The sequence below is a fragment of the Pseudomonas sp. NFACC08-1 genome, from assembly GCF_900106735.1.
GTDB classification, from domain to species: domain Bacteria; phylum Pseudomonadota; class Gammaproteobacteria; order Pseudomonadales; family Pseudomonadaceae; genus Aquipseudomonas; species Aquipseudomonas fluorescens_Q.
This window is the reverse complement of sequence record NZ_FNNL01000009.1, coordinates 247,524-265,694: the sequence shown is the minus strand read 5'-3', so window position 1 is coordinate 265,694 and position 18,171 is coordinate 247,524. Positions and strand designations below refer to the sequence as shown.

Sequence of the window (18,171 nt, the reverse complement as noted above, 5' to 3'; positions counted from 1 at the left end):
TTGATCGCAACAGGCTCAAGCGCGATAGGCAGATGGCTTGTAGTTGAGTGGTAATCCGGCGCGGGCGACGCAGCCGTAAAGAGTTTCATCCGGCAAGGCGGCGCGCAGCACCTCCCGTGATGCGATCAATGCAACCAGATCGATGCCCGTGTCATAACCCATGCTTTGCAGCATGAACACCAAGTCTTCGGTCACGGTATTGCCGGATGCTCCCGGTGCGAACGGACAGCCGCCCAGGCCCGCCAGTGAAGAGTCCAACTCGGTAATGCCTTGCTGCACCGCGACCAGGCTATTGGCGAGGGCCAGACCACGGGTATCGTGGAAATGCGCGGCCCTGAGCTTTTCGCCGGCGATGGCCCGGACCGCCTGCAGCGTGCGCGCCACCTGGCCTGGGTGGGCATAGCCCGTCGTATCGCCGAGCGACACCAGATCGCAACCAGCCTCCAGTACATGGCCGGTTAGTTCGCAAAGATCATTCAATGGCACATCCCCCTGGCGGGTGCAGCCGAACGCGACGGACATGCCGGCGATGATCTGAACCTGGTGCAGCCCCAACTCATCGCGCAACTGGCACATCCGCGAGAGCTCTTCGACCATTTCCAATGGCGTGCGCCGCACATTGGCCAGACTGTGAGCGGCGCTGACGGAAACGGGGGCTATGATTCGATGGGCACCGGACTCAAGCGCATCACGACAGCCACGCAGGTTCGGGGCCAGGACCGACACGACCAGATTCGGAAAACTCAAGGCGTGGGCAACGACTTCCCTGGCATCGGCCATTTGCGGCAGCAGTTTAGCCGGCACGAAGGACGCGACTTCCATATGGCGCATACCAGCGGCATAGGCTTCATCGATCCATTGGCATTTGGCAGCGGTCGGCATGATGGCTTGAAGACTTTGCAAGCCATCGCGCATGCCGACTTCATTGATCGTTATTGTTGTCATGAAGGTCTCTCATAGGCTGGAGCACACCCTCAGACTAGAGAGACGTCATCCCCTCGAAAAGACTTCATTTACGGCCTGATCCATCGTCAGCCACGATGGATAGGCTCATCCCTCAGCGGGCAGTTTGTCGCGGTGGCGCACGTAACAGCAGATGATCCAATAGCCGGCGGGCTGAAAGTGACAGCGCTTCGCGGTCACGCACGCAAATCACGAACTCACCCAGTGCCCAATCGTCAGCCAACGGGATAACGCGTAGGTCGAACAACTGCGCATATCGCGCCACCGCTTCAAGCGGAAACACGGCCAGACCCAGACCGAACTGAAGCAGGCGGAATGCAGCATCAAACGACGATACATAAGATCGGAAGCGCAACTCCCTGCCCTGCTTTTTCGCCTCTTCACGCATGAAGGTATTGAGTGTGGCGAAGGCGGACAGCCCCAGGTGATCAAAGGCCAGCGTTTCTTCGAAGGTTATGCGAGTGTGATCCGCCAAGGGGTGAGTTGCGCTGACCACAACCGCCAGATGGTCCTGGCGGTAAGGCAGGAACTCCAGATCTCCCACTGCCATTGACTGCCGACAAATACCTAGATCGGCATTGCCTTCAGCCACCCCACGGACCACCTCCGGGCTGAAGCGCTCTTCGATATCGGCCTGGATTCTGGGGTTGTTCAACATGAAATCCGACAGCTCTTCCGGCAAAAACTCCATGATCGATGACACATTCGCCAAGACCCGAACATGCCCGCGAGCGCCTTCGGCGTATTCACTGAGTTCACTGTCCAGCCTTTCCATCGCCCGCGTGAGCGAACGCGCATGCCGAAGCAAGGCTTGCCCCGCCGGTGTGGGCTCTACCCCGCGCTTGCTGCGTTTGAACAATGGCGTGCCGAAACGTGCTTCGATGTCTGAGATTCGTTTGCTTACCGCCGACGGAGCAATGAAAGCCCGCTGACTGGCCCGCGCGATTGTGCCTTCCTCGCAAACCAGAATGAACAGGTGCAAGGAGAAATGATCCAGGTGCTGCATTTACACTCTCCATGCTGGCCGGCGGTTGTTTGAGCGGTTTGCCGGTGATTACTCCGATAGCTGATTAGGCCCATCGGCAGACCTGTACATGTCGACCTATCTGGAACGGAACACCCGAGAACTGTTCATTCTACTCGTGTGGATCGGACTTCAGCTTAAATGTGAGGGTGGCGTGACTCAGGGTTTCTGTATCGGGGTCTCCGGCTGAAGGAGCGTAGCCACAGCGACAACCATCTCATCCAATGACCAAGGCTTATGCAGGTAAATGGTGTCTGCCGGAACAGCGCCTAATTCAATTTGGTACCCGGAGGTAAGAATTGCGGCAATGTGAGGCCAACGACCTTTAACCATTTCTATGAATTCGATACCTTTTACCTGACCAGGAACACCATGATCTGCAATAACGATGGCGCACCGGCCCTGTCCTTCGAGCAGGTAGGTTAAGGCATCATCAGCCGTGTCAAATGCGATAGTTCTAGCGCCAATCTCTACCATGATGTTGGTGAGCAGCGATTGTAAGATGGGGTCATCTTCGATGACGATAACCTCCCCTCGAATTGGCTGTAACCCTTCCCAATTCACGTTCAAAGTACCCTCCAGAGCTGAACATATCACCCAAATTTCGGTACAAACTCGCCTCGTCCAGGCCGAGGCGTCAGTACGCCACAGTGGCATCTGTGCACAAGCCAATGACGGCGAGGCCATAAAAAGAGCATACGACGATTACCCGGCTGTTGTTAGCCATGTCGCACGTCACCCGAGCCTTGCGCTGCCGGCTGCCACAGGCCCGGTACAGCCTGCTCGGAGCGGGCGAGCAAGGCGAAGCGGTTGGTCAGGCCGGACACACTGATGGCGGAGTTGTTGGTCTCGACCAGCTCAACTTGCGTATCACTTTCAATGCTGAACAACCGTTTTTCAGGCGTTTTCCGTGGCCAGGCGTCTAGCATTACGCTCCAGCTGCCGATAGACACGCGGATCGATGCCCCTGGCGACCAGCGCTCTGGCAACGTCACGCAGAGCGCGAGCATCTCGTAAGCTAATTTCAGGATAGGTACCGAGAGAAATACGGGGTTGCTTATCCGCCCAGGAAAAGCGGAAGTGCCAGTACTTGGCGCCTTTCATATTCACGAAAAGAGCGAGGCCATTGTAGTCAGGGAGGGTGTAGTCCTTCGCACGGGGTTTAGCATGCCGGACTGCAGTGTCGGTGAGAGCCATTGTACAAACTCCGTCTCGTTTGAATAGAGGAGATTTGTAAGGTTTCCAGTGAGGCGAGTACCACGAAAAAGTGATTTACCCAAATGCCGAATTGATGTACTAAAAAATGTACTGAAAAATCGTGGCTAGTCGTGGTATCGAGTGGAACTTACCGGAAACAAAAAAAGAGACCGAAGTCTCTTTTTTAATTTCTAAAGGCTTCAATAGAAGCCAATAGAAAAATAATTGGAGCGGGAAACGAGACTCGAACTCGCGACCCCGACCTTGGCAAGGTCGTGCTCTACCAACTGAGCTATTCCCGCGTCTTGGTGTGGCGCATTCTATAGATTCAGATTACGCCGTCAACCCTTTGATTCAAAAAAGTTTTATTTCGGCTCTACATCCGTCCGCAGATGCGGCCAGGCGGCGCGCAGGTATTGGACCATTGACCACAACGTCAACCCAGCGGAAACCAGCAGCAGCGCATAGCCCAACAGCACCCAGAGGCTGAAGTCCGACGGGTTGGCCAGCAGGATCACCAGCGCGAGCATCTGCGCCGCGGTTTTCCATTTGCCGAGGTTCGACACGGCGACCTGGGCACGAGCGCCCAGTTCAGCCATCCATTCCCGGAGTGCCGAGACGACGATTTCGCGGCCAATGATCACCGCCGCCGGCAAGGTCAGCCAGAGGTTGCCATGTTCCTGCACCAGCAGCACCAGGGCCACCGCGACCATCAGCTTGTCGGCCACCGGATCGAGGAACGCGCCGAACGGCGTGCTCTGCTCAAGGCGTCGGGCCAGGTAACCATCCAGCCAGTCCGTCGCGGCGGCGAAGGCGAAGACCGAGGCGGAGGCCACGTAGCTCCAGTGGTACGGCAAATAGAACAGCAATATGAAGATCGGGATGAGCAGGACGCGTAGGACGGTAATCAGGTTTGGGATATTCATCGGCACAACTGGCTACGAGGTTGACGGGCATTCTACTCGCTATGCAGGTTTGCATAAATCGACTCTGCGAGCTTTTTACTGATACCGGGTGCTTTGGCTATCTCCTCGATGCTGGCACGAGACAGTTCCTGCAATCCACCAAAATGTTTCAACAAGTCGCGGCGTCGCGTCGGGCCGACGCCTGCCACACCTTCCAGTGTAGACGTCCGGCGCGTCTTGCCACGGCGGGCACGGTGTCCGGTGATGGCGAAACGGTGGGCTTCGTCGCGAATCTGTTGGATCAGGTGCAGCGCTGGCGAATCGCCCTTGAGAGTGAATTCATGGGCGGCATCGTTCAGGTACAAGGTCTCGAAACCAGCCTTGCGCGTCGCGCCCTTGGCCACGCCTAGCAGGATCAGGTCCGGGACCATCAACTCATTGAGCACATCGCGGGCCATGGACAACTGGCCTTTGCCGCCGTCCACCAGGAGGATGTCCGGCAACTTGCCCTCCCCGTCCTTCAGCTTGCCGAAGCGCCGCATCAACGCCTGATGCATCGCCGCATAGTCATCGCCCGGCGTGACGCCTTCGATGTTGTAACGGCGGTAGTCGGACTTGATCGGGCCTTCCGGACCGAACACCACGCAGGACGCCACGGTCGCCTCGCCGCTGGAATGGCTGATGTCATAGCACTCCAGCCGCTGCGGCGGCTCGTCCAGGTTCAGCACTTCGGCCAAGGCATCGAACCGCGCCGCCACGTGTTGGCGGTTGGCCAAGCGTGCGCCCAGGGCCTGTTCGGCGTTGGTCACGGCCAGTTGCTGCCAACGGGCTCGGGTACCGCGAACACGGTGGCTGATGGTCAGTTCACGACCACGGAGCTTGTCGATGGCTTCGATCAGGGCCGGGAAGTCCTCATGGACCACGTTGACGATCAGCTCGGCAGGCAGGTCGCGTTCCGGACTGCTGATGTAGTACTGGCCCAGAAACGCCGCCATGACCTCGGACACGTCTTCCTCGATGCCCACTTGAGGAAAGAAGTTCTTGCTGCCCAGCACCCGACCGCCGCGCACACTGATCAAGTGCACGCAGGCGCCGCCTGGGTTGATGAACGCGGCAACCACATCGACATCGCCACTGCCGCCTTCCATGCTTTGCTGGTCTTGCACGCGGCGCAGCAGGCCGATCTGGTCGCGCAGCTCGGCGGCCCGTTCGAATTCAAGGTTGACCGCCGCGTCCTCCATGGCTGCCGACAGCTCATCGGTCAGCGCATTGCTGCGCCCCTCCAGGAACATCACCGAGTGACGCACATCCTCGGCGTAGACCTGCGGCTCGACAAAGCCCACGCAAGGCGCCTTGCAGCGCTTGATCTGGTACTGCAGGCAGGGCCGGGTGCGGTTCTTGTAGTAGCTGTCTTCACATTGGCGAACGAAGAAGGTCTTCTGCAGCAGGCTGAGGCTTTCACGAATCGCCCCGGCGCTGGGATAAGGGCCGAAATACCTGCCCTTGGCCTTCTTGGCACCCCGATGAATGCTCAGGCGCGGAAACGCCCCGTCGGACAGAAACACGTAGGGGTAGGATTTGTCGTCGCGCAACAGGATGTTGTACGGCGGGCGCCATTCCTTGATCAGCGTCTGCTCGAGCAGCAGGGCCTCGGTTTCATTGGCGGTGATCGTCGTTTCGATTTGCGCGATGCGCCCCACCAGGGCAGAGGTCTTCGGGGCGAGGCCGGTCTTGCGAAAGTAACTGGCCAGGCGTTTCTTGAGATTCTTGGCCTTGCCGACATAAAGCAGGCGTGCGTCGCCATCGAACATGCGGTACACGCCGGGGCGACCGCTGCAAGTGGACAGGAACGCGCTTGGATCAAACAAATCAGTCATTTTCAGGCGCTGGCATCGACCATGCCGTGGCGCACCGCCAACAGTGTCAATTCGACGTCACTGCTGATCGAAAGCTTCTCGAAAATACGATAGCGGTAGGTGTTGACGGTTTTTGGCGACAGGCACAGCTTGTCGGAGATGATCTGCACCTTCTGGCAACCGACAATCATCAGCGCAATCTGGATTTCCCGCTCCGACAGTGCATCGAAGGGAGAATCGTTGGTTGGCTGGAACGACTTGATCGCCAATTGCTGGGCGATTTGCGGGCTGATGTAGCGTTGCCCGGCAAAAACCAGACGAATGGCCTGGACCATCTCGTTCAAGCCAGCGCCCTTGGTGAGGTAGCCTGCCGCGCCCGCCTGCAACAGCCGGGTGGGAAACGGATCCTCCTCGCATACGGTCACCGCGACCACCTTGATGTCAGGGTGACTGCGCAGCAGTTTGCGCGTGGCCTCAAGGCCACCGATGCCAGGCATCTTGACGTCCATCAACACCACGTCGGGCTTCAATTCGCGCGCTTTGATCAGGGATTCTTCCCCGGATTCAGCTTGGCCAACTACCTGCAGGCCATCGATGTCAGCCAGCATTCGTGTAATGCCCGTACGGACGAGATCATGGTCATCGACCACTAACACCCTAATCAAGCAGACACCTCACGATTTGGTCTTATTTGGGTTGCACAACACCTTAGCAAAAAGCGTCCAGCAGACCTAGCGCAAAGGAACAGATAAAAGTTACAACACATCTTTATTGGCACAACGTCCGAGGCTTCAAGCACCGGCGTCTCGCTGCATCCTCAGGAAATATTCGTCTTCGCCCACGACGCGCAGGCCCATGCGTTCGTACAACGCCCTGGCCGGATTTTCCTTGAACACCGTCAGGCGCAGCGCCGGGCGACGCTCCAGGCCCACCAAGCCCCAAACCTGTCCGATCGCCCAAGTCCCGGCGCCCTGCCCACGAAACGCCTCGTCGATCTGCAGCTCCCGGATATACAACGCCCGGGCGTCACGACTGAGACTGACAAAGCCCAAAACCTGACCGGCACGACTGATTATCCAGTTCTGGCGAATGATCCAGGCCAAGTCGAACGCTTCGTCCTGCCAGAGCAAATCATGCTTGAGGTAATAAGCAAGCATGTTGTCGCAGGTCAGCTGCCGGGCGAAGTCAATGTCCCCTGCCGTTGCCGCACGCCACTCGAAGCTCATGGACACCTCATCCAAGCACTGCCACCGGCACGACTTGTCCTGCCCAGCCGTTGACTTCGCGGCGGGCGATCACCAACAGCTCGCCCGCGCCGGGCGCTGCCGCGAGCAGCGAACCGTCCGGCCCCCAGATGGCACTGCGACCAGCCGATTCCCAGCCTCCGGTGGCGCCGCCATGATTGGCCATCAGCACGGTCATGGCATGCTGCCGGGCATATCCTTGCAGCAATGCCGTATCGGACACGTAGCCAGCCTCGGTGATCAACACCCCCGCCGCATAGAGCGTAGCGCCCTGCCCAGCTGCCGCGGCAGAATGGCTGGCGTGGGAAAAATCGGCGCATACCGCCAGGGCGATGCAATCCTGCCCCATTGTCAGCATCGAGCCACCATGCCCCGGGGCGAAGGCGACTTCTTCCCCTGGGTGCAGATGCTGCTTGCTGTAGACCCCGAGGGAGCCGTCGGCACCGAGGACCAACGCACCGATCAACACCGGGGCGTCCGCCGACAGGCGAATCGGCATGCCCACCACCGCTGTCAGGCCGAGCTCGCGGGCCAAGTCGCGCAGCGGTTGCAATATGGCATCCTCCGGCAGGATGGCCAGATCCGCCGCCAGGCCGCCTTCGTAGCCGGTGAGTGATAGCTCAGGAAACACTAACAACTGCACGCCCTGTTCAGCGGCCGCCTGCATGAAATGCTGATGACGCAGGAGGTTGGCGCGAACGTCCCCCGCGATGGAGATCGACTGGGCGGCGGCGAAGGCTGGAGCGGTCATGGATCATCCTTGGTAGGCGCTGCAAACCTGAAGTTTGTCATAAAGCCCAGCGGACTCAAGCCGGGACGAACAATTGCATGCCCTCGATAGAATTTTCTGATTGAACCGGCGCCCCGCCCTCTAGTAAGCTCAGGGCCATTCATCGGAGACAGACCATGTTCAACGCCCTCTCATCGCTTCAAACCGCCAGCGCCCCGCGCTCGGTTGCGGCTGCCTGGGCGAACAGTGTTCAAACTCCGGTCAGCTTTTATTTTGGGTATTGGTTTAGCCACTGGCGCGCCTGATACCCAACCGGCGCCCACTTTAAACGGGTCGCCTTCCAGAGTTTTCCAAACCCCCGGTCGGCCTCCCGACCGGGGGTTTTGTTTTTTCAGGCCCCACACATTTGCGACACCAGACAACTTGAGGATTGAGCCATGAACTACGCCACTTATTACCGTTACGACAGTTTTTCCGCCTGGCGATTTACCAGCCACCGCTCGGGACAGCCTGCCGCCTCCGATCGGTCACCTACCGGTGGCAAGCCTCAATTGCGGGCCAATCCGGCCAATTGTCGAACACCCCACTAGGACCGGCGCGCGGGAACGAACCCGCCGCCCGTCCAGGAAGCCAGATCATGAATTCGTCCGTCTCCGCTTTGCCGCTGTCCACGCTCAACCCTGCCAACGAAGCCCTGACCCTGCGTCTGCCGAGCTCGTTGCAACTCAAGCACCAATTGCCGCTCAGCACCGCGTTGAGCCAGCAAGTCAGCGCCCATCGCCAGGCCATCCGCGCGATCCTCGACGGTGAGGACTCCCGCCTGCTGGTCATCGTCGGCCCCTGCTCGATCCACGACCCGAAGTCCGCCCTTGAATACGCCGCCAACCTGGCTCGCGTGGCCCATGAAGTGAGCGACAGCATGCTGCTGGTCATGCGCGCCTACGTGGAAAAGCCCCGCACGACCGTAGGCTGGAAAGGCCTGGCCTACGATCCTGGCCTGGATGGCAGCGATGACATGGCCGCGGGCCTGACCTTGTCCCGGGAACTGATGCGAGAGATGTTGCAGCTTGGTTTACCTGTCGCCACCGAACTGCTGCAACCCATGGCCGCCAGCTACTTCGATGACCTGCTCAGTTGGGTCGCCATCGGCGCACGCACCACCGAATCGCAGATCCATCGGGAAATGGCCAGCGGCCTGGGCATGCCCGTGGGGTTCAAGAACGGCACCGACGGCGGGGTCGGCATCGCCTGCGATGCCATGCGTTCTGCTGCCCATCCCCATCGGCATTTCGGCGTAGACAGCCAGGGGCATCCGGCGATCATCCAGACGCCGGGCAACCCCGACACTCACCTGGTGCTGCGCGGTGGTCATCGCGGGCCGAACTACGACCAACAGAGCGTCACGCAGATACACCACGACCTGACCCGCCTCAAGATACCGGCCCGGATCATGGTGGACTGCAGCCACGCCAACAGCGGCAAAGACCCGTTGCGTCAGCCGCAGGTGTTCAATGACGTGCTGGAACAACGCCTGCAAGGCAACCGCGCCCTGATCGGCATGATGCTCGAAAGCCATCTGTTCGAAGGCTGCCAACCGCTGGGCACATCGATGCGCTACGGCGTATCGGTCACCGACGGTTGCCTGGGCTGGGAATCCACCGAGCAGTTGTTGCGCCAGGCCCATGGGAAATGGCTGTCCACTTAAGACTTTCCTGGGTTATGTGGCGAGGGAGCCCCCGCAGCCTGCGATGAGGCTGCGCTGTCGCGCAGAGCACATGCCGGTAAATCGGCAAATAATTTATCTTTAAAATCAATTAGATAAATTTTTCTCTACAAGAGTTTGCTTCCGCTTGAGTGCGAAGCGCTCACACAAAAGGGCTACTGCGCAGCCAGCGGGAGCAAGCTCCCTCGCCACTTTTTTTCATCTACTCAACTCTGCGCCTTGGAACGCACCTGGACCGCGACCCAGTCGGATTGCTGGCTGACATCATCCAGGCGCTCGACCTGATAAAACAGACGCACCGATCGGTCGCGCTGCTCCTGCCAATACGCCGCCGGCACGACGAAGCTGACCGGCTGACCGGTCGTGTCCTCGGTGATTTCCCGCTCTTCGACATGGGCATAGTTGCCATTGCACTGGAACCAGACCAACTCGCCCGCCTCAAGTCCAGCACCGTCAATGACGACCGTCAGCCCACCCTGAAGCTCATCGACCTCCACCACCCCCTCCGCCACCCCCAGGATCCGAGGCGCCTTCAGCGCTGGGCGCACCAGAGGGCCTATGTGCAACGACAAGGGCTCGGCGCGGCGTACCGAATGTCCGTGGCGGACGACATAAGCCAAGCTCAGTCCGTGGCCGACATGGGGCGCGATTTGCGAATGATCGATCCAGAACGATACCTCGCGACCGATGGCGTGGGCCTCTATCTCCAGCACATCGCGCCAGAGCGCCTTATCCTCCCGACTGGCGATCAGAATCAGGCGGTCCCCTACGGCCATTCTGGGATAAGGCCGGATGGTCAAACGCGTGCCTTCTGGCACCCGGGCCGGATCAAGGCTGCCACCCACCGCATCGTCGGCAACGGCGGCCAGCAGTTGCAAGGGTGCATCACCGATCTGCAGTTGAAGGGGCTCCGAGTCCAGCGCGGCCGGCAATTGCTTGCCAGTCACTCGGTAGGAAATCTCCAGCGAGCCGCCATCCAGCTCGGCGATATGCCGCTCTCGTACGACGAAAACGACGTCTCGCCCAACCTGGCGCTCCGTCACGAACCGGCTTTCTTCATGCCAGTAGGGCTGGGCGTCTGAATTGAGCCCTAGCCAACACAGCGACACCTCATCCCCACACGCCATCAGCGGATAAGGCTTCACGGTGATGACCGCTTTCCTCCAGGCGGGGTTGATCACCCCGCCCTTGGCGGCAGGCAGAGAAGGCGCCAACAGCCTCGCTGGCGATCTGAGTTGGGGTGGTTGGGCGGATCGGTAAGTAGTCATGCGTGGTTCCAGTCCTTGGATGAAGGCTCCGCCACACGACGGCGCCCGACACAGCCATTAAAACCCGACCGCCTCGCCCCCCGCAGTCAGACAAGACAACGGCATCAGTGGTCCTTGGCGCTTGAAGCTGTAGCTGCAAACCCACAAGGGCCATCGGAAGTATCCAGGCACCTTTGGCGCCGCCGGGCTTCTTGTCCGATTCTTCCCACTTTTTTTATTCCAGTTTCAGTAAGTCACTGCGGTTTCTTCCTACACCGCCCAACAAAAGCCTGCATTAGAGTGAGGTCGCAATCTCAACGTGAACCTCTTCGAAAAAGGTACGAACATGCAACGGAATGCAACCACTCAATTCCCCATCCTGCTGATCCATGGGTTGTTCGGGTTTGACAGGATCGGCGGCTTCGAACTTTTCCATGGCATCAAACAGGCACTGCGCCTCGCCGGTGCCCGGGTGTTTATCCCCTACCTGTCGGCCACCCATTCCAATGAGGCCCGCGGCGAGCAGTTGCTGGCGCAGATGGACCTGATCCTGAGCGGTACCGACACCACAAAGGTCAACCTGATCGGCCACAGCCAGGGTGCGCTGGCCGCCCGCTATGCCGCCGCCCTGGCGCCCGGCCGGGTTGCCTCAGTGACATCGGTCAGCGGCCCCAACCATGGTTCCGAACTGGCCGACTTCCTGCACAAGGCCCTCACCCCGGGGCGGCTGCCGGGCCCCGTCGCCAGTAAAGTCGCCACGCTGTTCGCCGACTTCATCTCCTTGCTCGATGGCCAGCCTCAGCTCCCGCCAGCCGCCGTTGCCGCGCTGGCTGCGCTGACCACCGAAGGCGTCGGCGCGTTCAATGACAAATACCCCCAAGGCCTGCCAAGGCATTGGGGGGAAAGTGGCCCGAACAAGGTCAACGGTGTGCGCTACTACTCCTGGAGCGGCACGTTGCCAGATGCACAGGAAGAAGGACGCCCGGCCATGGACCCTGTGCACGCCTTCTGCCGCGCCTTTTCCGAATACTTCATTACCGAAGCCGGGCAGAACGATGGCATGGTCGGACGCTTCAGCTCGCACCTGGGCAAGGTCATTCGCTCCAACTATCCCCTGCACCACATGAGTACCCTCAACCCGGCGACCGACCCAGTACGCCGAGGTACCGACCCGACGGAGCTCTACCTGCGCCACGCCGAACGCCTGCGCAAAGCCGGCCTTTGATCGTCCGGTTCAAGGTTTTGACGCAATTTTGACAACAACCGGTCAATGAATCCGGTAGGCTCAACACCTTTAAAAATATCGAAAGGAATTTCCCCCATGGCCAAAGCCACTGCCCGCCACATCCTGGTTTCCACCGAAGACAAGTGCAACGAACTCAAGGCCCAGATCGAAGCCGGCGCCGATTTCGCCGAAGTTGCCAAGGCCAACTCCTCCTGCCCGTCCAGCCGTCAGGGCGGCGACCTGGGTTCGTTCGGCCCGGGCCAGATGGTCAAGGAATTCGACACCGTGGTATTCAGTGCCCCGATCAATGTGGTCCAGGGCCCGGTCAAGACCCAGTTCGGCTACCACCTGCTGGAAGTCACCAGCCGCCAGGACTGATCCCGATTTATCGACATGACGGCCCGCCCTTCGGTGGGCCGTTGTGTTTGGGTCACACGGGGCTGGCGATCCAGGCGCCGCTCGCGTACAACTCGTGTCATCGATCACCCGGCTTTAAGGCTGACAATGCGACTGGCGTTCCCTTCCCTGCTATTGACTGCCGTGGTCCTGCTGACAGGCGCCGTCGGAGTCGATGCAGCACCGCAACATGCCCTGACCGTCTATGGCGAACCGGCCAAATATGCCGAAGGTTTCGGCCACTTCGCCTACACCAATCCCCAGGCCCCCAAAGGCGGGACCATGCGCCGCTCGGCCATCGAGATCGGCCACTTCGACCATATCCTGCCCTATATCGACAAAGGCATCGGCGTCAGCCAGATCGACGGGCTGCTCTACTCGCCACTGGCCCAACGCTCGCTGGATGAGCCCTATACCGTCTATGGCCTGGTGGCGCAGAAAATGGAGCGGGCCGACGATGGCCTGTCGCTGCGCTTCTACCTGAACCCCAAGGCCCGCTTCGCCGATGGCAAGCCCATCACCGCCCAGGACGTGCGCTTCAGCTTCGAGCTGTTGATGACCCAAGGCAGCCTGCGCTATCGCACCCAGTTCGCGGCGGTCAAGGACGTCGTGATCGAGGACGAACGCACCGTGCGCTTCAACTTCAAGAACAACGAAAGCCGCACCCTGCCCCTGGACATCGCCACCTTGCCGGTCTTTCCCGAACATTGGTGGAAGACCCGCGATTTCGCTAACGGCGGCGGCTACGAGCCCCCGCTGGGCAGTGGCCCCTACCGGGTCAGCAAAGTCGATTCCGGGCGCAGCATTACCTTCAAACGTAATGCCGATTGGTGGGGCAAGGATCTGCCGGTCAGTCGCGGCCTCTACAATTTCGACCATTTCAGCATCGAGTATTTTGGCGACACCGATGTGGCCCGCCAGGTGCTGCGTGGTGGCGCCTATGACTACAATCGCGAGTTCTCCGCCACCGGCTATGCCATCGGCTATGACAGCCCGGCCCTGCACGACGGTCGCCTGCAAAAGGCTCACCTGGCCACCCAGGCTCCCCAGACCGCCCAGGGTTTCGTCTTCAACCTGCAAAAACCGCAGTTCCAGGACCGCCGTGTGCGCCAGGCCCTGGCGATGCTCTGGGATTTCGAATGGAGCAATCGCCAGATGATGCGCAACGTCTATGTGCGTCAGCAGAGTTACTTTTCCAACACTGACCTCGCCGCTCGAGAACTGCCCGATGCCGGCGAACTGGCGATCCTCGAGCCGTTGCGCGGACAGATTCCCGACGAAGTCTTCACCCAAGTCTTCCAGGCCCCGAAAACCGACGGCAGTGGCGTGATCCGCGACAAACAACTGCAAGCCCTCGCCTTGTTGGAACAGGCCGGCTGGAAACCCGACGGCGACCGCCTGGTGAATGCCGAGGGCGAGCCGCTGAGCTTCACCTTCCTGAACAGCCAGAACGGTATCGATCGCCTGCTGCTGCCCTACAAACGTACCTTGGCGCAAATCGGCATCGACATGAGCATTCGCCGCATCGACGCCTCCCAGTACGTCAATCGCCTGATGAGTCGCGACTACGACATGATCATCACCGGCTACCCCGTCAGCACCTCGCCGGGCATGGAACTCTACAACTACTTCGGTTCGGCGGCCGCCAATGATCCAGGGGCCAACAACTACATGGCCTTGAAGGACCCGGCGGTGGACGCGCTGATCGACGGCTTGGTCAAGGCCAGCACCCAAGCCGACATGCTCCGCCATGCCCACGCCCTGGACCGGGTGCTGCAATGGAATTACTACTGGATTCCCAACTATTACCCGCCGGGCAGCTCGACCGTGTGGTGGAACCGCTTCGGCATCCCGAAAGTACAGGCCAGCAATGACGAAGCCATCGAGAGCTGGTGGGAAGTGAGCAGCACACCGTTGACCAACGAGCAGATGCGCGCCGAACTCATCAAGCGCGGCACACCCGGAGGGCGGCATTGATGTGGGCCTATATTGCGCGGCGCCTGCTGCTGATCATCCCCACGCTGGTGATTATCCTGCTGGTGAACTTCGTCATCGTGCAGGCCGCACCCGGCGGGCCGGTGGAACAAGCCATCGCCCACCTGCAAGGCGTCGGCGGCGCCAGCGTCGGCGGTTCAGGCAATACCATGACCAACAGCTCCCGCGCCAGTCGCGGCCTCGATCCACAGTTGATCAAGGACATCGAAAAACAATACGGCTTCGACAAACCGGCCCATGAACGCTTATGGCTGATGCTCAGCAGCTACGCCCGCCTGGATTTCGGCAAGAGCTTCTTCCGTGGCGCCACGGTCACCGATCTGATCCTGGAAAAGATGCCGGTGACCATTTCCCTTGGGCTCTGGGCAACATTGATCACCTATCTGGTGTCGATCCCCCTGGGCATCCGCAAGGCGGTGCATCACGGCTCGGCATTCGATGTGTGGAGCAGCACGGCGATCATCATTGGCTATGCGATGCCGGCGTTCCTCTTCGCGATGTTCCTGATCGTGGTGTTCGCCGGCGGCACCTCGCTGAACTGGTTTCCGGTGCGCGGGCTGGTGTCGGATAATTTCGAGTCGCTGTCGACACTGGGCAAGATCGCCGACTACTTCTGGCACTTGGTGCTGCCGGTCACGTCGCTGGTGATCGGCGGCTTCGCCACCCTGACGATCCTGACCAAGAACTCGTTCCTCAATGAAATCACCCGCCAGTACGTGGTCACCGCGCGAGCCAAGGGCATGAGCGAACGCCGGGTGCTGTACGGCCACGTGTTCCGCAACGCGATGCTGCTGGTGGTATCGGGTATTCCCCAGGCGTTCATCAGCGTGTTCTTCGCCGGCTCGCTGCTGATCGAGGTGATTTTTTCCCTCGACGGCCTGGGCCGCATGAGCTACGAGGCCGCAGTCTCCCGGGATTATCCGGTGGTGTTCGGCTCGCTGTTCATCTTTACGCTGTTCGGCCTGCTGATCAAACTCGTCGGCGACCTCTGCTACACCCTGGTGGACCCGCGCATCGACTTCGCGGCGAGGAACGCCTGATGTTCAAGTTTTCCCCCTTGGGCCGTCGGCGCTTCGAGCGTTTCAAGAAAAACCGTCGGGGCTGGTGGTCGCTGTGGCTGTTCATCGGCTTGTTCATCCTGACGTTGGGCGGCGAACTGATCGCCAATGACAAACCGCTGGTGGTGAGCTACCAGGGCTCGCTGTATTTCCCGGTGTTCAAGCGGCATACCGAACAGGAGTTTGGTGGGCAGCTACCGTTCCAGGCCGACTACCGCAGCAGCTACGTGCAGAACCTGATCCACAAGGACGGCGGCTGGCTGTGGTTCCCACCGATCCCGTTCAGCGACGACACACCCAATTACGACCTCAGCCAGCCGGCCCCGAGCCCACCCTCGACCGTGAACTGGCTGGGCACCGATGACCAATCCCGGGACGTCCTGGCCCGGGTGATCTTCGGTGCGCGAGTGTCGATCCTGTTCGCCCTGGCACTGACCGCCATCAGCACGCTGATCGGTATCGCCGCCGGTGCGTTGCAGGGGTATTACGGTGGTTGGGTGGATTTGCTCGGGCAACGCTTGCTGGAAGTCTGGTCCGGGCTGCCGGTGCTCTACTTGCTGATCATCTTGTCCGGCTTCGTGGAGCCGAACTTCTGGTGGCTGCTGGGGATCATGGCGCTGTTTTCCTGGCTGGCCCTGGTGGACGTGGTCCGTGCCGAGTTCCTGCGCGGGCGCAACCTGGAATATGTCAAGGCGGCCAGGGCCCTGGGGCTCAGTGATCGCAAGGTGATCGTGCGGCATATCCTGCCCAACGCGATGAACGCCACCCTGAGTTACTTGCCCTTCATCCTCACCGGGGCAATCTCGACCCTCACCGCCCTGGATTTCCTCGGCTTCGGCATGCCGGCCGGCAGCGCGTCGCTGGGGGAACTGATCGCCCAAGGCAAGCAAAACCTGCAAGCGCCATGGCTGGGGCTGACGGCGTTTTTTACCCTGGCCCTGATTCTTTCCCTGTTGGTGTTTATCGGCGAGGCGTTGCGAGACGCGTTCGACCCACGCTCTTGAAAACAGCCATGAAGCGAAACCTTGAGATGAGCGACAACCTGATCGAAATCCGCGACTTGAGCGTGGCCTTCAACGACCAGACGGTGGTGCGCAACCTGTGCCTGGACATCCGCCCCGGCGAGTGCCTGGCCCTGGTGGGCGAGTCCGGCTCCGGCAAGTCAGTGACAGCCCACTCGATCCTGCAATTGCTCCCCGAGACAGAAGCCCGCACCACCGGCAGCATTCGCTACCGCGGCCAGGAACTGCTGGGGGCCGATCCCACGGCCCTGCGGGAGTTGCGCGGCAATCGCATCGCAATGATCTTCCAGGAGCCGATGACCTCGCTGAACCCGCTGCACAGCGTCGAGAAGCAGATCGGTGAAACCCTGATGCTGCACCGGGGCCTGGGCGGCAAAGCGGCGCGCCAGCGCATTCTGGAACTGCTGGCCCTGGTGGGCATCCAGAAACCCGCCGAGCGGCTCAAGGCCTATCCCCACCAACTGTCCGGCGGCCAGCGGCAACGAGTGATGATCGCCATGGCCCTGGCCTGCGAGCCGGAGCTGTTGATCGCCGACGAACCGACCACCGCGCTGGACGTGACCGTGCAGCGCAAGATCCTGCTGCTGCTCAAGTCCTTGCAGCAACGGCTCGGCATGTCCTTGCTGTTGATCAGCCACGACCTCAACCTGGTACGCAGCATCGCCCAGCGTGTGTGCGTGATGAAGGCCGGGGAAATCGTCGAGCAGGCGCCGTGCGAAACCCTGTTCAGCGCACCGAAACATCCCTACAGCTGTGAACTGCTGCACGCCGAACCGGAAGGCGAAGCCCTGCCCCGGGACGATCGCGAGGAGGTGTTGCAGGTACAAGACCTGCGCGTGAGTTTTCCCCTGGGCGGCGGGCTGTTCCGGCGCAAGGAATACCTGCACGCCGTGGACGGTATCAGCCTGAACATCCAGCGCGGCAAGACCCTGGGCATCGTCGGCGAATCCGGTTCCGGCAAGTCCACCCTCGGCCAGGCGATCCTGCGCCTGATCGAGTCCGAAGGCAGCATTCGCTTCCAGGGCCAGGCCCTCGATCAGCTGTCGCAAAAAGCCCTGCGGCCGTGGCGCAAGCAGATGCAGGTGGTGTTTCAGGACCCGTTCGGCAGTCTCAGCCCACGGATGTCGGTGCAGCAGATCATCAGCGAGGGCCTGGAGGTCCACCAGCCTTCCAGCCCCGAACAGTGTGAGGCCCGAGTGATCCAGGCCCTCAAGGAGGTCGGCCTCGACCCTTCGACCCGTCATCGCTACCCCCACGAGTTCTCCGGCGGCCAGCGCCAGCGCATCGCCATTGCCCGGGCCCTGGTGCTCAAGCCAGCGTTGATTTTGCTGGACGAACCCACCTCGGCACTGGACCGCACCGTGCAGAAACAAGTCGTCGCCCTGCTCCGTCAGCTCCAGCAGAAGTACGACTTGACCTACCTGTTCATCAGCCACGACCTGGCGGTGATTCGCGCCCTGGCCCACGACATGATCGTGATCAAGGACGGCAAGGTGGTCGAGCAAGGCGCCAGCCATGACGTGTTCGACTCGCCCCAGCATCCCTACACCAAGGAGCTGTTGGCGGCGGCGCATCCCGGGTAATTC

At 60.5% G+C, this 18,171-nt stretch carries 18 protein-coding genes and 1 tRNA gene; 7 read left to right on the top strand and 12 right to left on the bottom strand.

Annotated elements, in window-relative coordinates:
- Positions 1–15: 15 nt before the first annotated feature.
- The 11 genes from BLU76_RS20065 to BLU76_RS20020 all read right to left on the bottom strand — a co-directional run bounded on the left by BLU76_RS20065 (position 16) and on the right by BLU76_RS20020 (position 7,940).
- Positions 16–945: a hydroxymethylglutaryl-CoA lyase gene (locus BLU76_RS20065; protein ID WP_092145669.1), complete on the bottom strand. Its 930-nt coding sequence runs from the start codon at positions 943–945 to the stop codon at positions 16–18.
- A 112-nt stretch (positions 946–1,057) separates the two neighbouring features.
- Positions 1,058–1,969, bottom strand: a complete 912-nt coding sequence (locus BLU76_RS20060) for a LysR family transcriptional regulator (RefSeq protein WP_092145667.1) — start codon at positions 1,967–1,969, stop codon at positions 1,058–1,060.
- A gap of 177 nt (positions 1,970–2,146) precedes the next feature.
- Complete coding sequence (locus tag BLU76_RS20055; RefSeq protein ID WP_371856950.1) at positions 2,147–2,551, bottom strand: response regulator; 405 nt, start codon at positions 2,549–2,551, stop codon at positions 2,147–2,149.
- Between the two features lie 155 nt (positions 2,552–2,706).
- Positions 2,707–2,877 carry a hypothetical protein gene (locus BLU76_RS31580; RefSeq protein ID WP_170867308.1) on the bottom strand — a complete coding sequence of 57 codons (171 nt, stop codon included), beginning with the start codon at positions 2,875–2,877 and terminating at the stop codon, positions 2,707–2,709.
- A 7-nt stretch (positions 2,878–2,884) separates the two neighbouring features.
- The gene (locus tag BLU76_RS20050) at positions 2,885–3,184 is read right to left on the bottom strand and encodes an Arm DNA-binding domain-containing protein (protein WP_092145663.1); all 300 of its coding nucleotides are present in this window, start codon (positions 3,182–3,184) and stop codon (positions 2,885–2,887) included.
- Positions 3,185–3,410: 226 nt separating this feature from the next.
- A tRNA-Gly gene (locus tag BLU76_RS20045) sits at positions 3,411–3,486 on the bottom strand.
- A gap of 63 nt (positions 3,487–3,549) precedes the next feature.
- On the bottom strand, positions 3,550–4,110 hold the full coding sequence (gene pgsA, locus BLU76_RS20040) for a CDP-diacylglycerol--glycerol-3-phosphate 3-phosphatidyltransferase (protein ID WP_092224033.1): 561 nt from the start codon (positions 4,108–4,110) through the stop codon (positions 3,550–3,552).
- Between the two features lie 32 nt (positions 4,111–4,142).
- A complete protein-coding gene (gene uvrC / locus BLU76_RS20035; RefSeq protein WP_092145661.1) occupies positions 4,143–5,966 on the bottom strand; it encodes an excinuclease ABC subunit UvrC in 1,824 nt (607 codons plus the stop codon).
- Between the two features lie 2 nt (positions 5,967–5,968).
- Positions 5,969–6,610 carry a response regulator transcription factor GacA gene (uvrY, locus tag BLU76_RS20030; protein WP_003200277.1) on the bottom strand — a complete coding sequence of 214 codons (642 nt, stop codon included), beginning with the start codon at positions 6,608–6,610 and terminating at the stop codon, positions 5,969–5,971.
- Positions 6,611–6,736: 126 nt separating this feature from the next.
- On the bottom strand, positions 6,737–7,171 hold the full coding sequence (locus BLU76_RS20025; RefSeq protein ID WP_092145659.1) for a GNAT family N-acetyltransferase: 435 nt from the start codon (positions 7,169–7,171) through the stop codon (positions 6,737–6,739).
- Positions 7,172–7,178: 7 nt separating this feature from the next.
- Complete coding sequence (locus tag BLU76_RS20020) at positions 7,179–7,940, bottom strand: carbon-nitrogen hydrolase family protein (RefSeq protein WP_092224031.1); 762 nt, start codon at positions 7,938–7,940, stop codon at positions 7,179–7,181.
- Between the two features lie 616 nt (positions 7,941–8,556).
- On the opposite strand from BLU76_RS20020, the gene BLU76_RS20015 reads away from it, so the two are divergent.
- Complete coding sequence (locus BLU76_RS20015) at positions 8,557–9,624, top strand: 3-deoxy-7-phosphoheptulonate synthase (protein ID WP_092224029.1); 1,068 nt, start codon at positions 8,557–8,559, stop codon at positions 9,622–9,624.
- 224 nt (positions 9,625–9,848) lie between these two features.
- Here BLU76_RS20015 and BLU76_RS20010 read toward each other — a convergent pair whose 3' ends face one another.
- Positions 9,849–10,910, bottom strand: a complete 1,062-nt coding sequence (locus BLU76_RS20010) for a hypothetical protein (protein WP_256572683.1) — start codon at positions 10,908–10,910, stop codon at positions 9,849–9,851.
- Positions 10,911–11,235: 325 nt separating this feature from the next.
- Between BLU76_RS20010 and BLU76_RS20005 the strand changes: the two genes are divergently transcribed.
- The 6 genes from BLU76_RS20005 (at position 11,236) to BLU76_RS19980 (ending at position 18,168) form a co-directional block, all read left to right on the top strand.
- The gene (locus BLU76_RS20005) at positions 11,236–12,114 is read left to right on the top strand and encodes an esterase/lipase family protein (RefSeq protein ID WP_092224027.1); all 879 of its coding nucleotides are present in this window, start codon (positions 11,236–11,238) and stop codon (positions 12,112–12,114) included.
- Positions 12,115–12,210: 96 nt separating this feature from the next.
- Positions 12,211–12,492, top strand: a complete 282-nt coding sequence (locus BLU76_RS20000) for a peptidylprolyl isomerase (protein ID WP_003200262.1) — start codon at positions 12,211–12,213, stop codon at positions 12,490–12,492.
- Positions 12,493–12,618: 126 nt separating this feature from the next.
- The gene (locus tag BLU76_RS19995; RefSeq protein WP_092224025.1) at positions 12,619–14,487 is read left to right on the top strand and encodes an extracellular solute-binding protein; all 1,869 of its coding nucleotides are present in this window, start codon (positions 12,619–12,621) and stop codon (positions 14,485–14,487) included.
- Entirely contained in the window at positions 14,487–15,545 is a 1,059-nt protein-coding gene (locus BLU76_RS19990) for a microcin C ABC transporter permease YejB (protein WP_092224023.1), read from the top strand. Before BLU76_RS19995 ends, BLU76_RS19990 begins: the two co-directional genes overlap by 1 nt.
- Positions 15,545–16,567 carry an ABC transporter permease gene (locus tag BLU76_RS19985; protein WP_092224021.1) on the top strand — a complete coding sequence of 341 codons (1,023 nt, stop codon included), beginning with the start codon at positions 15,545–15,547 and terminating at the stop codon, positions 16,565–16,567. Before BLU76_RS19990 ends, BLU76_RS19985 begins: the two co-directional genes overlap by 1 nt.
- A gap of 26 nt (positions 16,568–16,593) precedes the next feature.
- Complete coding sequence (locus tag BLU76_RS19980) at positions 16,594–18,168, top strand: ABC transporter ATP-binding protein (protein WP_092224039.1); 1,575 nt, start codon at positions 16,594–16,596, stop codon at positions 18,166–18,168.
- Positions 18,169–18,171 lie beyond the last annotated feature (3 nt).

Bases quoted from the DNA above. Each gene is read 5' to 3' on its own strand.
- BLU76_RS20050 (WP_092145663.1), bottom strand. From the start codon at position 3,184: ATGGCTCTCACCGACACTGCAGTCCGGCATGCTAAACCCCGTGCGAAG.
- BLU76_RS20020 (WP_092224031.1), bottom strand. From the start codon at position 7,940: ATGACCGCTCCAGCCTTCGCCGCCGCCCAGTCGATCTCCATCGCGGGG.
- BLU76_RS20065 (WP_092145669.1), bottom strand. From the start codon at position 945: ATGACAACAATAACGATCAATGAAGTCGGCATGCGCGATGGCTTGCAA.
- BLU76_RS19995 (WP_092224025.1), top strand. From the start codon at position 12,619: ATGCGACTGGCGTTCCCTTCCCTGCTATTGACTGCCGTGGTCCTGCTG.
- BLU76_RS19980 (WP_092224039.1), top strand. From the start codon at position 16,594: ATGAGCGACAACCTGATCGAAATCCGCGACTTGAGCGTGGCCTTCAAC.
- BLU76_RS20000 (WP_003200262.1), top strand. From the start codon at position 12,211: ATGGCCAAAGCCACTGCCCGCCACATCCTGGTTTCCACCGAAGACAAG.
- BLU76_RS19985 (WP_092224021.1), top strand. From the start codon at position 15,545: ATGTTCAAGTTTTCCCCCTTGGGCCGTCGGCGCTTCGAGCGTTTCAAG.
- BLU76_RS19990 (WP_092224023.1), top strand. From the start codon at position 14,487: ATGTGGGCCTATATTGCGCGGCGCCTGCTGCTGATCATCCCCACGCTG.
- pgsA (WP_092224033.1), bottom strand. From the start codon at position 4,110: ATGAATATCCCAAACCTGATTACCGTCCTACGCGTCCTGCTCATCCCG.
- BLU76_RS20010 (WP_256572683.1), bottom strand. From the start codon at position 10,910: ATGACTACTTACCGATCCGCCCAACCACCCCAACTCAGATCGCCAGCG.
- BLU76_RS20025 (WP_092145659.1), bottom strand. From the start codon at position 7,171: ATGAGCTTCGAGTGGCGTGCGGCAACGGCAGGGGACATTGACTTCGCC.
- BLU76_RS20060 (WP_092145667.1), bottom strand. From the start codon at position 1,969: ATGCAGCACCTGGATCATTTCTCCTTGCACCTGTTCATTCTGGTTTGC.
- uvrC (WP_092145661.1), bottom strand. From the start codon at position 5,966: ATGACTGATTTGTTTGATCCAAGCGCGTTCCTGTCCACTTGCAGCGGT.
- BLU76_RS20005 (WP_092224027.1), top strand. From the start codon at position 11,236: ATGCAACGGAATGCAACCACTCAATTCCCCATCCTGCTGATCCATGGG.
- BLU76_RS20015 (WP_092224029.1), top strand. From the start codon at position 8,557: ATGAATTCGTCCGTCTCCGCTTTGCCGCTGTCCACGCTCAACCCTGCC.